Source organism: Leucobacter sp. USHLN154 (assembly GCF_037145595.1).
GTDB classification, from domain to species: Bacteria; Actinomycetota; Actinomycetes; order Actinomycetales; family Microbacteriaceae; genus Leucobacter; species Leucobacter alluvii.
In genome coordinates this window covers 67,847-82,073 of the sequence record NZ_JBBCXF010000001.1, presented here as the reverse complement: position 1 = coordinate 82,073, position 14,227 = coordinate 67,847, and the positions used below count along the sequence as shown (strand labels likewise).

At 69.0% G+C, this 14,227-nt stretch carries 12 protein-coding genes; 4 read left to right on the top strand and 8 right to left on the bottom strand.

Features of this window, described 5'->3' with window-relative positions; translation table 11 throughout:
• Positions 1-30: 30 nt before the first annotated feature.
• Complete coding sequence (locus WFH23_RS00340) at positions 31-378, bottom strand: WXG100 family type VII secretion target (RefSeq protein ID WP_249290837.1); 348 nt, start codon at positions 376-378, stop codon at positions 31-33.
• A 236-nt stretch (positions 379-614) separates the two neighbouring features.
• On the bottom strand, positions 615-2,402 hold the full coding sequence (locus tag WFH23_RS00335) for a proline--tRNA ligase (RefSeq protein ID WP_336661228.1): 1,788 nt from the start codon (positions 2,400-2,402) through the stop codon (positions 615-617).
• Between the two features lie 57 nt (positions 2,403-2,459).
• Between WFH23_RS00335 and WFH23_RS00330 the strand changes: the two genes are divergently transcribed.
• Positions 2,460-4,073 carry a phospholipid carrier-dependent glycosyltransferase gene (locus WFH23_RS00330; RefSeq protein ID WP_336661658.1) on the top strand — a complete coding sequence of 538 codons (1,614 nt, stop codon included), beginning with the start codon at positions 2,460-2,462 and terminating at the stop codon, positions 4,071-4,073.
• A 30-nt stretch (positions 4,074-4,103) separates the two neighbouring features.
• On the opposite strand, the gene WFH23_RS00325 is transcribed toward WFH23_RS00330, so the two are convergent.
• Both WFH23_RS00325 and WFH23_RS00320 read right to left on the bottom strand, forming a co-directional pair.
• Positions 4,104-4,775, bottom strand: a complete 672-nt coding sequence (locus tag WFH23_RS00325; protein WP_336661227.1) for a response regulator transcription factor — start codon at positions 4,773-4,775, stop codon at positions 4,104-4,106.
• Entirely contained in the window at positions 4,772-6,175 is a 1,404-nt protein-coding gene (locus tag WFH23_RS00320; protein WP_336661226.1) for an ATP-binding protein, read from the bottom strand. Before WFH23_RS00320 ends, WFH23_RS00325 begins: the two co-directional genes overlap by 4 nt.
• A gap of 113 nt (positions 6,176-6,288) precedes the next feature.
• Here WFH23_RS00320 and WFH23_RS00315 point away from each other — a divergent pair, with 113 nt between their 5' ends.
• Entirely contained in the window at positions 6,289-8,001 is a 1,713-nt protein-coding gene (locus WFH23_RS00315; RefSeq protein WP_336661225.1) for a PspC domain-containing protein, read from the top strand.
• Positions 7,998-8,477 (top strand): hypothetical protein, encoded by a 480-nt coding sequence (locus tag WFH23_RS00310; protein WP_336661224.1) that lies wholly within the window; start codon positions 7,998-8,000, stop codon positions 8,475-8,477. Before WFH23_RS00315 ends, WFH23_RS00310 begins: the two co-directional genes overlap by 4 nt.
• A 3-nt stretch (positions 8,478-8,480) precedes the next feature.
• Here WFH23_RS00310 and WFH23_RS00305 read toward each other — a convergent pair whose 3' ends face one another.
• Entirely contained in the window at positions 8,481-9,992 is a 1,512-nt protein-coding gene (locus WFH23_RS00305; RefSeq protein WP_090146722.1) for a histidine kinase N-terminal domain-containing protein, read from the bottom strand.
• A 207-nt stretch (positions 9,993-10,199) separates the two neighbouring features.
• Here WFH23_RS00305 and WFH23_RS00300 point away from each other — a divergent pair, with 207 nt between their 5' ends.
• Positions 10,200-10,739: an Rv3235 family protein gene (locus tag WFH23_RS00300; protein WP_336661222.1), complete on the top strand. Its 540-nt coding sequence runs from the start codon at positions 10,200-10,202 to the stop codon at positions 10,737-10,739.
• A 29-nt stretch (positions 10,740-10,768) separates the two neighbouring features.
• Here the strand turns inward: WFH23_RS00300 and WFH23_RS00295 are convergent, their stop codons facing one another.
• From WFH23_RS00295 to galE, 3 genes are read right to left on the bottom strand one after another with little or no spacing between them, the layout of a single operon-like run.
• Positions 10,769-11,746: a glycosyltransferase gene (locus WFH23_RS00295; RefSeq protein WP_211650100.1), complete on the bottom strand. Its 978-nt coding sequence runs from the start codon at positions 11,744-11,746 to the stop codon at positions 10,769-10,771.
• Between the two features lie 40 nt (positions 11,747-11,786).
• Positions 11,787-13,217, bottom strand: coding sequence for an LCP family protein (locus WFH23_RS00290; RefSeq protein ID WP_336661221.1), 1,431 nt, complete (start codon positions 13,215-13,217; stop codon positions 11,787-11,789).
• Positions 13,214-14,227 (bottom strand): UDP-glucose 4-epimerase GalE, encoded by a 1,014-nt coding sequence (galE, locus tag WFH23_RS00285; protein WP_090146713.1) that lies wholly within the window; start codon positions 14,225-14,227, stop codon positions 13,214-13,216. The genes WFH23_RS00290 and galE overlap by 4 nt, the downstream gene beginning before the upstream one ends.

The window sequence follows — 14,227 nt, the reverse complement described above, 5'->3', positions numbered from 1 at the left end:
GACCGGAGCTGCGAGTCGAGCCGATCAGCCTCAGTTGATCTTGGCGGCGATCTGGGCGTCCATCTCGCGCATCGCGTTCGCGGTCTGCGTGAGGAAGGTCTGGATCTCGGAGAGCTTCTGCACGACCGTGTTCGCGCTCGTCGTGTAGTCGTTGTAGGCCGCGTTGAACTTGCCCGACGCCTGGTCGGTGACGAAACCGGAGGTGACCAGATTGTTGATCTGCATCTGCAGTGCGCGAAGCTTCTCGGTGATTTCGTCGCGCCCGGTGCCGAGCTGCGAAGCAGCCTGCTCCATCTCGCCGTAGGTCACATTGATGTTGGCCATGGGGATCCCTTCTCTCGCGCGATCCCCCCGGCTCGCGTCAGTGCTGATGGTCATCGCCCGGAGTGTCCGGGAGATGACTTCCACCGTATGGAGTCGCGAGACGGGAGTGCACAGCACTCGGCAGGAATGTGGATAACTGCGGTATACGAGGGCGAGCACTCCGGTATGAGCGGCGAAGCGATGCGGTGATTCGGCGATAGGCTCCGCGCGGCCATATGGAAAACGGGGCGCCGCTGCACCAGCAGCGACGCCCCGTCACACCTGCGCGACCGAAGGCCGCGATCCTCACATCACACGCGCACGCCGAAGAGGCCGGGCACGTCCGAGAGCGCGACCTTCTCCTTGGTTCCGGCGGCCCGATCCCACACCTCGGCGAAACCGTCCGCCGCATCTCGGCCCACGACCACCACGCGAGGAACCCCGAGCAATTCGGCGTCGCCGAACTTCACGCCGGGCGACACCTTCGGGCGATCGTCGAAGATGACCTCGATACCGGCGGCATCGAGCGTCTCGACGAGCGACTCGGCGACCTCGTATACAGCCGCATCCCGGCCTGTGGCGACGACGTGCACGTTGAACGGCGCGACGGCTTCCGGCCAGATCAGCCCGCGATCGTCGTGGTGCAGTTCGGCGAGAATGGCCATGATGCGAGTCACTCCGATGCCGTACGAGCCCATGGTCACCGTGACGAGTTTGCCGTTCTCGTCGAGCACCTTCAGCCCGAGTGCCTCAGCGTATTTGCGGCCGAGCTGGAAGATGTGACCGATCTCCATGCCGCGCGCGGTCTCGATCGGCCCTGATCCGTCGGGAGCGGGGTCGCCGTCGCGCACGTCGGCGATCTCGACCGTGCCGTCCGCATCGAAATCCCGCCCGAAGACGAGATGCGCGACGTGCTGGCCTTCGACGTTCGCCCCGGTCACCCAGGTCGTGCCCGCGACGACGCGCGGGTCGACGAGGTACCGCAGGCCCGTAGCGCTCTCGGCGCCGAGCACAGGGGTGATCCCGCCCTGGTCGTCGATGCGCGCCGGCCCGATGTACCCCTTCACGAGGCCGGGATGGCGGGCGAGATCCGCGGCCGTCGCCGGCTCGACCTCAGCGCCAGGGAACGCGACTTCCGCGCGCTTCATGTCGGCGTCGCGGTCTCCGGGGATGCCAACGACGACGATCTCGCGCTCGCCGCCGATGGGCGTCACTGCGAGCACGAGGTTCTTCAGCGTGTCGGCGGCGGTCCATGCGCGCCCGTCCTCGCGAGGCAGCACCGCGTTCGTGTGGGCGACAAGGGTGTCGATCGTCGGTGTGTCGGGCGAGTCGTAGACGACGGCCGACGGCGCATCGTTGAACGGAATGGCCTCGGGAACGGGGGTGGAGTACGCCTCGACATTCGCCGCGTACCCGCCGGCAGAGCGCACGAAGGTATCCTCGCCGATCGACGTCGGCAGGAGGAATTCTTCGCTGCGCGATCCGCCCATCGCGCCAGCGTCGGCGGAGACGATGGCGTATTCGAGACCGAGCCGGGTGAAGATGCGCTCGTAGGCGGCGCGCTGGCGCTCGTAGCTCGCGTGCAACCCCTCGTCGGTCGCATCGAACGAGTAGGCGTCCTTCATCGTGAACTCGCGGCCGCGCAGCAGGCCGGCGCGGGGCCGAGCCTCATCGCGGTACTTGTCCTGAATCTGGAAGAGCGCCAGCGGCAGGTCCTTGTACGACGTCACGATGTCCTTCACCATGTTGGTGAAGACCTCTTCGTGCGTCGGTGCGAGCAGGTAGTCGGCGCCGTGGCGATCCTGCAGGCGGAAGAGGGCGTCTCCGTACTCCTCCCACCGACCGGAGGCTTCGTATGGCTCGCGGGGCAGCAGTCCGGGGAAATGCACTTCGTGCGCACCGGCGGCGACCATCTCCTCGCGGATGATCTGCTCGAGCTTGCCCTTCACCCGCAAGCCGAGCGGCATCCACCCGAAGATTCCCGGGGCCTGGCGCCGGATGTAGCCCGCGCGCACGAGCAGCCGGTGGCTCGCCACCTCGGCGTCAGAGGGATCTTCTCGGAGGGTCTTGAGAAAGTAGGAGCTGAGCCGCGTAATCACCTCACCATCGTAGCCCGCGCGCCGCGCGTCGGAGGTGCGCCGTACGCTGGAGCCGTGATGCGAAACCGCTGGCTGCACTGGCTCGCACCGGCACTGGTGCTCGCGATCGCTGCTGCACTGAGGTTCTGGGCTCTCGGCCGTCCCGGGGTGCTCGTCTTCGACGAGTTGTACTACGTGCGGGATGCCATCAGCCAGCTCGCGCACGGATACCCGACGACCTGGCCCGATGACGAACCGGACATGAGCGGGTCGCGTGCGCTCGGCTTCTCCGACGAGCCGTCGAACGCAGTGCACCCTCCACTCGGCAAGTGGCTCATCGGCCTCGGGGTGCTCGTGTTCGGGCCCGGTTCCGGCTGGGGGTGGCGAAGTGCGGTCGCGCTCGCCGGCGTGCTCACCGTGGCGGTCACGATGCGCCTCGGCTGGCGCATCACCCGGAGCGTCGTCGTCGCATGCACCGTGGGTCTCCTCCTCGCGATCGACGGAGTGCACGTCGTACTCACGCGAGTGGGTCTGCTCGACGGCTTCCTCACCCTCGCCGTCGCGATCGGCGCGCTGTGCGTCTGGCGCGATATCGAATGGACCGGGGCACGGGCGACGACGCCGGATCAGCGTGACCGCTCCGGTCCACCGCCGCCCCGCGTTCCGGTGCTCTGGCGCCGCCCGTGGCTGCTCGCGGCCGCGGGAGCCTTCGGCGCTGCGGCATCGATCAAATGGTCCGGCCTGTACCCGCTCGCTGCCTTCCTCGTCTTCATCACCGTGCGCGATCTCGTCGTCCGGCTCCGGGCACGGGAACGCCACGCCGTGCCGCGCGCTGCGTGGCAGGCCGTCGTCGCCGGGCTGGTCGCCCTCCCCGCTGCCGCGCTCGTGTACGTCGCCAGTTGGGCGGGCTGGATCCTGAATCCCGGCGGGTGGAGCCGCACCGCAGGAGAAGCATGGTGGCCGGCGCTGCTGCAGTATCACGCCGAGATGCTCGACTGGCACCGGTCGCTCAGCGCGCCGCACCCCTACGCCTCCCATCCGCTGACGTGGCCGCTCGCGCTTCGCCCGACCGGGATGTACGAATCCCGCTGGGGTTCTGATGCTGGTTGCCCGTGGTCGGCCTGCGCAGCGGTCGTGTCGCCCCTGCCGAACCCGCTCGTGACCTGGGGTGGCGCGATCGCGCTCATCGCACTCGTCTGCGTCATCGTCTTCCGCGCGCGCCGCGGGCCCGACCCGCTGGTGACCGCGAGCGCGTTCGTCGTCGTCGGCTACCTCTCGGGGTGGCTCCCGTGGGTGCTGACCGTGTCGCGTTCCGCGGTCTTCCAGTTCTACGCCGTGGTGCTGACGCCGTTCTCGGCGATCGCCCTCGCGATGGGGCTCGCGCTGCTGTGCCGCGTGCGCATGCGACCTCGGCTGAGCGCGGGTGAACCGCATCCGGCGGCGAGCGCGGCCGGCCGTGCCGCGGCGAGCCATGCGGCGGCGAGCGGTGTGACGGCGGCGAGCGAGCACGGGCGCGAGTTCAAGGGCCCCGGCGGGGGCTCGCCCGAGACTCTGCTCGGAATCCGGATCGCGGTCGCCCTGTATGTGGTCGCCTGCATCGCTCTCGCCGTCCTGTTCTTCCCCGTCTGGTCCGGGGCGCCGATGGCCGAGTGGTTCTGGCGCGCGCACCAGTGGTTGCCCGGCTGGCAGTAGCAGGGCGGCGGACTCAGTTCGCCTGCTCCCTCAGAGCAAGCGCCGTGACAGCGCCCACGCCGTGAGTTCGTGCCGATTCGAGAGCTGGAGTTTGCGCAGCACGTTCGAGACGTGCGTCTCCACCGTCTTCACCGAGAGGAACAACTCGGCTGCGACCTCCTTGTAGGCGTAGCCGCGGGCGATCATGCGCATCACCTCTTGCTCGCGCGCTGAGAGACGGTCCAGTTCATCGTCTCGCGCCGCGGTCTCCCCGCCGCCCGTGCCGAACGCATCGAGCACGAACCCCGCGAGCCGCGGCGAGAACACGGCGTCTCCGCTGTGCACCCGCCCCACCGCTGCCGTCACCTCGGCGCCGGATGCGGTCTTCGTCAGGTACCCCCTGGCGCCGGCGCGGATGACCTGCACGACATCGTCGGCCGCGTCCGAGACGCTCAGCGCCAGCATACGGATGCCGCGCGTCGCAGGGTTGCCCGCGAGACGCTGCAGCACCTCGGCCCCGCCACCGCCGGCGCCGCCGGGCAGGTGCACGTCGAGCAACACGACGTCGGGCACGGTCGCCGTCACCACCGCGACCGCCTCGTCGACGTTCGCGGCTTCGCCGACCACCGCGAGCTCGTCCCCGAGTTCGGCTCGGAGACCGGTGCGGAAGATCTGATGGTCGTCGACGATGACAATGCGGATCTCGTGCGGTGCGCGATTCATCGGGTCTCCTCGTTCTGCGCGGTCTCATGGTGCGTCGTTCCCGCGGGTTCGGTCGGCGTCTGCCGGGGAATCCCGAGCCGTACCGAGGTGCCCCCGCCCGGACCGCGCACGATCCGAGCCTGCCCACCGGCTCGTTCCATTCTGCCGAGGATCGACTCGCGCACGCCCATTCGCCCCTCGGGAAGGTCGTTCGGGTCGAGCCCGACTCCGCGGTCTGTGATGTCGATCGTCACCCGATCCTGCGTCGCTTCGAGATAGACGGTGACGTCGCCGCCCGCGTGACGCGCGGCGTTCAGCATCGCCTCGCGCGCCGCTGCGACGATGGGTGCCGGCGCGACGAGCCCCTCGCCCGCTCCGACTGAGACGACCTCGAAGCGCACGGGATGATCGGCTTCGAGCGCTGCGGCGTGCGCGCGGAGCTCGGTGTCGACGGCCTCGCGCGGCTGCGGGGCGCCTCCATCGGCCGCACGAAACAGCCACTCGCGCAATTCTCGCTCCTGGCCTCGCGCCAACCGGGCGACCTCGCTGCCCGGTTCCGACCGCTGCTGGATCAGCGCGAGGGTCTGCAGCACCGAGTCGTGCAAGTGCGCGGCGATGTCGGAGCGCTCGGCCTCACGAGCTCGGGCCGCGCGCTCGCTCATCAGCTCGCGATTGATGCGGAGCAGCCAGGGCGCCACTGCAAGGGCGACGCCTCCGAGCACGGCGAGTGCCGCACCGATGACAGTCCAGGTGTTCGGCTCGCGGGCGGTGACGAAGAACATGAGGACACCGACGGCGACGAGCGCGAGGGCCCCGAGGGCTCGCGGCAGCGCATGGCGATCCGGGCGGTCGCGATCTGCGATCTGCCACCAGGTGAGGCCGACGCCCACCAGTACGGCGAGTGCGGGGAGCAACAGCTCGAGTCGCAGCTGCACCCCGAGTCGCTCGAGCACGAGACCGGCGCCCGCCAGCAACAGACACGTGCCGAGCAGCAATTCGGCGATGGGCCAGCGGGGTCGGCGCTCGTTCGCAGTGTCGGCTGCGGGCGCTCCGAGTTCGATGGGAGGCACCTGCGCCGCCGGCATGCGCGTCGCAGGGGTCGATGGCGCTGTCGTCGCCGGGGCCGCCGGAGTCGCTGCAGCTGCCGGAGCCGAGGCGGGAGCAGCAGACGCAGCAGCGGCGGGAGCCGCAGGCGGGGTCAGCGCCCGTCGAAGCGGCACGATGCCCGCATCGTCGCCGTTCCACGGCACAGTGGCCCAGAGCCACAGGTAGAGCACGGCCCCGGCTCCGCCCAGCGCGGTCAGCACGAGCATCGCAATGCGCACCGTCTGCGACGAAACGCCGAGATGCGCCCCGAGTCCCCCGCAGACGCCCATGAGCACGCGGTCATCGCGCGAGCGGGTGAGAGGAGCATCGGCCATGCCCCCATCCAATCAGGTCACGCGACGCGTGGGGGTCTCGGGGTCTCGGGATCAGGGAAGGATCAGGGTGATCCCCCATGGCCGAGCATTCCCGTCTCAGCCAGACTCGAACCATGGACACCACACCTCCCACACCGGGCCCCGCAGGGCCGCCTGCGGGCCAGGGCTTCTTCACCTGGTTGCGCGGTCTCGGCATCACCCGCAGCAGCGACCGGTGGTTCGCCGGCGTCGCCGCCGGAATCGCAGATCGCCTTCGGATCGATCCCATCATCGTGCGAGGCATCTTCATCGTGCTCGCGCTGCTGGGAGGCCCTGGCGTTCTGCTCTACCTCATCGGCTGGCTCCTCCTGCCCGACGCGAACGGCCGCATCCACGTGGAGGAGATCATCCGGGGGCGAGCAGAGACCGGGATGATCGTCGTCGCCGTGATCCTCACGGCCGTCGTCATCGTTCCGGGCATTCTCGGCCTCGTGAGCCCTGGAGACGCCTACCCGCTGTTCAGCGTGTGGAGCTGGGGCGTCTGGGGGTCGCTCGGCATTCCCGGATGGGTCACTGCGACAGCGGCCTGGCTGTCCTGGATCGCGATCCTCGTGCTCGGGTTCTTCTGGGTACGGAGCATCGTGCTCAAGCGCGGCCGAGAATACGGCGAACACGCATCCGGTGCCGACGACGCGGCGTCAGGAGAGGCCGGGGCCGATCCGGATCACGCGGATCGCGCTGCCGACCGCGAGTACGCCCGCACCCCGCACGACTCCGCCGATTCCGCTGCATCGTTCGCCGCGCGGGCGAGCGAGAGCGCCGACCGCGTCGCACGGGACGCCGCTGACTGGGGTCGCCGCGCGGGCGCCGCTGCCGATAAGTGGGGGCGAGAGGTCGGCGAGCAGACCGAGGCGTGGAGCGCCCGCTACGCGGAGCACCACGACGCGCATCGGCTGGGAGCCGCCCACACGGTGATCACCCTGGCACTCGCGCTGCTCGCGGGCGGACTCGCGGCACTGTGGACGACCTCAGTGCACGGTCCGCTCTCGATCGAGAGCGTCGCTCCCGACGCGCTCATCACCGGCCTCATCGCGGCGCTCGCCGTACTGGCATTGTCGTTGATCGTCGCCGGAACACGCGGTCGGTACACCGGGTGGATCGGGTTTCTCTCGTTCTGCGGTGTGGTGGCGTTGCTCATCACCGTCGTGCTCCCCTGGGGCATTCGCTTCCAGCCGTTCGGCAATCTGCATGTGACCGGAGCGGAGACCGGTGCCGTCGTGCTCGCGGGCAACACCACGGTCGATCTCGGGGATATCGAGACGAGAGCGGGTGGCGCCGATGATCTCGAGGTGTGGGTGCTCGCGGGTCGCAGCACCATCGAGCTTCCTGCGTCGTCTCCGGTCATCGTGCACGCGCGCGTACTCGCTGGACGGATCGATGAATCCGGCCGCAACGACCTCGACTCGTCTCGAGCGACCCAGATCGTGACGAGCGGGCCCTTCATCTCGCGGGAGATCCGATCGAACGTCACGCCCGACAACGAGGACGCGGCACCTGTCGTCACGGTGACGCTGCTCGCCGGCAACGTCGACGTCACGGGCGGTGCGGCCGGGCGGGATGCCGCGAGGGCGGATGAGAACGAGCTCGCAGGGGTCGATACCCCTGCAGACACGGACGCGGATCGGCGTCTGGAGCAGGAGGCCGATCGCCTCGACGGCCAGCTCGACGTGCTCGACTGGAAGCTCGCGGAACCGGGCCTCAGCCCGTCTGAGCGCCGGAGCCTGGAAGACGAGCGCACCGATATCGCACAGGAGCTCGAAGCCCTGGAACTGGAGATGAACTCATGAGCGTCGAACCTACGAGCCCCGGGACGAATGATGAGACGACGGCCAGGATTCCGCTGACGCCACCGCCCGCGAGCGGGGTCGCAGCGGCTCCCGCCGACGCGGAGAGCGGTCCGGGAGAATCCGCCGGCCAGAGCGCACCGAGCGCACCGAGCGCAGCCGCCGCACCCGCCGCACCTCGACCGGACGCACGCGAAACGCCTGACGCATTCGGGGCGCCGACGGGCGAACGCGCGGCCGGAAACACTGCTGCGGGCGTTCGCGCACCGTCGCGGCCGAGCCCGCGGACGGGGCCCATCGTCTGGGGAGCGCTGATCCTGGTCTTCTGCGGATACATCTCGCAGCAGGTGCTCGGCGGCGGCGGCCTGGACGCGGCCGGCTGGATCACCGCGACGATTATCGGGCTGGGCGTCCTACTGCTCGGTGTCGGCTTCGCCGTGCTGATCCGCGGCCGTCGCGATACCCGGCGTCGGCGGTAGGGATCAGGCTGGCACCCGCGGTATCTCCCGCGTCTGCGTTGAGATCCAATGCAGCGGGACCTGGATCGCGACGCGGGTGCCACCGCCGGCGTCCGGGCCCCAGGTGATGCTCCCGCCGAGTTCGCCTTCGATCAGCGTGCGCACGATCTGCGTGCCCAGCCCGTCGCCGACCGTGCCGCCGGGAAGCCCGGTGCCCGTATCGACCACTTCGACCGTGAGCTGCTCATCGGTACGCCGGGCGGTGACGAAGACCTCGCCCTCGCGGCCTGCGAGTCCGTGCTCCACGGCGTTCGTCACGATCTCGGTGAGCGCGAGGGCGAGAGGGGTCGCGTACTCCGAGGGCAGCTCGCCGAACTCCCCTTCCTTGTGCGGGTGCACCGTCGTGTTGTGCAGGCTGGCCACCTCTGCGGCGAGCCCGATCACGCGGTCGAAGACCTTGTCGAAGTCGACGATCTGCGAGAGCCCGGTCGACAGCGTGTCGTGCACGACGGCGATTGCGGCGACCCGGCGCATGGCCTGGCCGAGCACCTGCTTCGCCTCTTCGCTCCTGGCGCGGCGGGCCTGCACGCGGAGCAATGATGCGACGGTCTGCAGATTGTTCTTGACCCGGTGATGGATCTCGCGAATCGTCGCGTCTTTCGTGATGAGCTCCTGCGCCTGCTGGCGCAGCTCGGTCACATCGCGCGTCAGCACGATGCCGCCGACGCGGGCTCCGTCGCGGAAGACCGGTATCGAACGCAATGTGATCGTATGTCCGTGCGTGTCGATCTCAACGCGCTTCGCGATCTTGCCCTGCGCGATCAGCGGCAGCGACTCGTTGGTGTCGAACTGCCCCTTCACGATGTCGGCGACCACTTCGCTGAAGTTCTCGCCCTCGATCTCATCCCGGAACCCGAGGGACGAGAACGTGGTCTGGGTGTTCGGGCTGGCGAACGTCGCGACCCCGTCGAGATTGATGCGCACGAGCCCATCGGCTGCACGCGGCGCGCCCTGCTCCCCTCCGCGGGAGCTCCCGGGAACGGGGAACATCCCCTTCTGGATCATGCCGAGCAGGTCAGCCGCGACCTCGCGGAACGCGGCTCCGATGCGAGAGGCCGGTTGCGTATCGGCCACGCTCGTGTGCACGGTGATGACGGCGAACGGACCCTGCACCTCTCCGTCGGCATCGGTGCGACTCACGGAGTACGCGGCAAGACGCATCGGATTCTCTTCATACCAGGCCGGTGACGTGGAGACCGTCGGATTCGTACTGGTCATCGCCTCGTCCACGAGTTCGCGCCAGTCGGCTCGCAGCAGATCGCCGATCACGTCGCGGTAGAAGAGCGTCACCGAACCTGCCGGCCTGCTGTGGGCGATCGCGAGGTAGTTCTCGTCACTCGTCGGCACCCAGAGCACCACGTCGCCGAGGGCGAGATCCGCGAGCAGGCGCAGATCGAGCGTGAGCAGCTCGAGCCATTCGATCTCCTCTTCGTCGAGGGAGGAATACTTCGTTGCAAGATTGCGCAGTGTGGCCACGACCCCAGACTAGAGCACCGCGTCCGGGAGCGAACTCCGAGATCCGCGTCTGAAAGCACGGGCGCGGTGTCTCCCGCCATCCGGGAGTTCTTGACACCCCATAGGGCGCAGTGCATAGGGTGATGACCACATCATCTCGAATCCGGCAGTGCAGTGAGGGTGAGTCGCAACGGGAGCGGCGCGCGGATCCGTTCGAAGGGACCCGTCATGCCTGCCTCCGCTCCAACGCCCCAGCACGACCGTACGCTGCGCGCGGTTCCGCAGCAGCCGCGCGCCCACGCGCGCAGTCACCTCCACGCGGTGCCGGATGTCGTGCCGAGTGCGAGCGGGCTCGGTGCGGCACCTCCCGCACGCTCCCCGTCGCCGTCACGGGTGCCCGGTCATCGCGCGGTGCTCGACGGTCCACCGGTCGATCCACCTCCCGACGCATTCGTGCAGCGTCTCGCGGTGTACGCCTTCGAGGTGCTCGAGGGGGTGCGGTCGGTCGCGCAGTTCGGTGGCTGGATCACTCCGGAAGTCGCTGCTGCGCTGAAAGCGCGACGAGCTCTCCGCGCGGAACGCGAGGCCCTCACGCGAGACCGTCGACGGCGCACGGCGACACCGGGCCGAGCGCATCTCAGCACGCCGCTCCCCCACATCATCGAGGCGACCGTCGTGCTCCACACCGACTCGCGCTCGACCGTCGTGGCGATCCGCCTCGAACACCGCAGGGAACGTTGGCGCGCGACCGACATCACGGTGCTCTGACACGCGGCGCGAACTGGACCGGCTGAAACCTACCGGTCGTTCAACCGCGACAGCTTCTCGACTTCGTACATCACGTCGACGGGAACCCCCGCGTTGCGCAGCACGTCGCGCGTCGACCGCGGCGCGGTGAGCCACCCGGCCTTCCACCCGCGCCGCAGGCAGTCGCGCAGCTGCGCGCGATCGCGCGACGCCCGGAAGGTCCGGAACCAGCGCCGCGCGGTCGCGGCGGAGTACAGCAGCTTCTCCCACCCGAAGAGTGCCGGGCTCCGCCGGAACACCCAGAGCTTGTTGCGCACCTCGTAGAAGAACCGCGGACCCGGATCCTGATCGCTCGACCCCCGCTTCACCGTGCGATGCGTGACCACCGAGGCCGGAACATACAGCCCGCGCGCGCCGCGCAACAGGCGCGCCGAGTACTCGAAGTCGTCGTTCCACAGGAAGTAGTCGGCGATCGGCAGACCCTGCTCGCGGACGCGGGCGGCGCGCAGGAATGCCGAGACGAACGAGATGGAACGGATCTCCATGGCGTCGACGGACGCGGCCCGCGCGCGCTCAGCTTCCGATGCGCGGATCTTCGGCTTCGGCGTATTCATCGGGTGGTCCTCCCCGTCGGTCCACACGACGCGTGAGCCCATCACGGCGAGGTCGTCCGGCCCGGACGCGCGGTACCGCTCGTAGGTCTCGAGGGCTCCCGCGAGCGCATCCGGCCCTGGCACGGTGTCGTCGTCCATGACCCAGACCCAGTCGGTATCGTCCTCGACGACGGCAGCCGCGATCCCGGTCGCGAACCCTCCCGCGCCGCCCGTGTTCTCGGTGAGCTCGATGTGACGCGCACGCTCGCCCCAGGCCTCCAGCATCTCGGCGGCGACCTCGACCGATCCGTCGTCCGACGCATTGTCGACCACGACGAGACGGTCGACGGGTCGGCTCTGCGCGGCGAGAGCGGCGAGTGATTCCCGCAGCAGTTCTCGCCGGTTGTAGGCCACCAGCACGGCGGTCACACGCATGCGATCGGTCTCCTTCGCGTTTCGAGCAAACCCGGCAAGTCTAGCCCGCCTCTTCCTCGGCCGGAGACGAGGCGGCGATCCCATCGGCGATGAGCTGCTGCACCGTCGCCCAGTCCGGGGCCTCTGGGTCGATCGCGGGCGGAACGAGCTCGACGTTGACCGGCTCGTACCCGCGGGCGTCGGCGGCAAGGTCGACGAATCGGCCGAGCATGGAGTCAGGGATGTCGGTGTCGACGAGCTGCGAACCCGCCGAGAGCACCTCCTGGAATCGCGCGAGGACGTTCTGCGGATTCATCTGCGCGAGAATGGCCGATTGGAGTTCGCGCTGCCGCTGCATCCGCGCGTAGTCGCCATCGGCCGACCCGTACCGCGATCGGGCGTACCAGAGCGCCGTGAACCCGTCCATCTGCTGCTCGCCCGGCTCGATCCAGCCTTCGACGCCGACCAGCTCGCCTGTCATCTCGTCGACCTGGCCTCCGATCGGCAGGCGCTCCTGCACGTTGATGGTGATGCCCCCGAGCGCGTCGATGAGGCTCTCGAACGCGTCCATGTTCACGAGGACGTAGAACTGCACTTCGAGTCCCGTCGCCCCCGAGACCGCGTCCTTGGTCGCCTCGATGCCGGGCGACGATCCCTGGGAGACGGCGTCGGCGTACATGCCGTCGTACGACGGCGATCCCGAATCCTCGAGTTCGGTGACGAGCGAGTTGAGGTTGCCGGTGGTGAAGCAGTAGTAGCCGCCGCCGTCCACGATCTCGTAGTTGTTGACCTCGTCGCAGTATCCCTCCGGATAGACGGGGGCGAGAGGAGAGCCCTCGGGGAACGGGGCGTCCTTGAGCTCGCGCGGCAGTCCGACGATCATCGACTGCCCCGTCTCGGCGTCGATGCTGACGAGCGAGATGCTGTCGGGACGCAGACCCTCGCGGTCGGACCCGGCGTCTGTGCCGAGGAGCAGGATGTTGTACCGGCCGTCGACCGGCGCGACCGCCGGTGCACTGCGGAAGAGGTCGCCAATGAGCCCGCGGCCGGCTCCGACGGCGTTTCCGGCCCAGGCGGCGCCAGCGGCGGGGACGATGGTGAGCAGCACCGAGAGCATCGCGACCGGAACGCGCCACCCGCGCTGCACGCGCACGAGCTTCGTGAGCCGGAGCGTGTCGATGCCGAGCACCACCCAGATCACCGCGTAGATGAAGAGCAGCCACTGCACGACGAGCAGCACGATGCTGTTCGTGAAGAACGTGAGCGTCGCCGTGCGCGCGAGCAGCAGGCTCACGCCCGCGATGATGACTCCGACGACGAGGATCGCCGTGGCGATGAGCCCGAACCGACCGAGGCGGCGGTTGCCGGCGACCACCTGAGCGGTCCCCGGCAGGATGAAGCCGAGGATCACGAGCCATCTGGCTCGCTTGCTCATGAGCGGTTCTGACGCCAGATCGGGGTGGCGCAGCGGCCGCTCGAGGTCGAGCGTCATGCGCGGTATCCCGCAGGATTCCCGGACTGCCAGTTCCACGAGTCGCGGCAGGCCTCGGCCAGGTCGCGGGTGGTGCGCCATTCGAGCTCGGTGTTCGCGAGCGACGGATCTGCCACCGTCTCCGCAACGTCACCCGATCGCGGCGCTTCGATCGCATAGGGGACCGGCCGGCCGGAGGCCGTCTCGAAGGCTCGCACGACCTCGAGCACGCTCGAGCCGATGCCCGATCCGAGATTGTAAGTGGAGACGCCGGGGGTGTTGTGCTCGAGCGCCGCGACGTGCCCCTCGGCGAGATCCATCACGTGGATGTAATCGCGCACGCCCGTACCGTCGACCGTCTGATATGTGTCGCCGAAGACGCTGAGCCGTTCGCGCTTGCCCACCGCGACCTGCGCGATGAACGGCATGAGATTGTTCGGGATCCCGCTCGGGTCCTCCCCGATGCGCCCCGAGGGGTGCGCCCCCACGGGGTTGAAGTAGCGGAGCAGCACGGCGCCGAGTTCGGGCCACGCGACCTGCGCATCTCGCACGATCTGCTCGTTCATGAATTTCGACCACCCGTAGGGGTTGGTGAGGCCGACGCCCGCGGGGTGCGCCTCGTCGATCGGGGAGTACTGCGGGTCGCCGTACACGGTGGCCGATGAGCTGAAGATGAAGTTCGTGATGCTGCGCTCGCGGAGGAGGTCGAGCAGCACGATCGTGGAATCGAGGTTCACCCGGTAGTACCGCGTCGGCTGCGCCACCGATTCGCCGACGGCCTTCAGCCCGGCGAGGTGGATCACCGCGTCGAAGGCGACATCTGCGAGCGCACTCCGCGCCGCATCCCGGTCGGCGAGGTCGGCCTCGACGATCTGCACCGTCGCACCGCTCAGCTCCTCGACGCGCCGCACCGCCTCGCGACTGCTGTTGGAGAAGTCGTCGAGCACGATCACCTCATGGCCGCGTTCGATCAGAACGAGTGCAGTGTGCGAGCCGATGTAGCCGGCGCCGCCTGTCAACAAAACACGCAT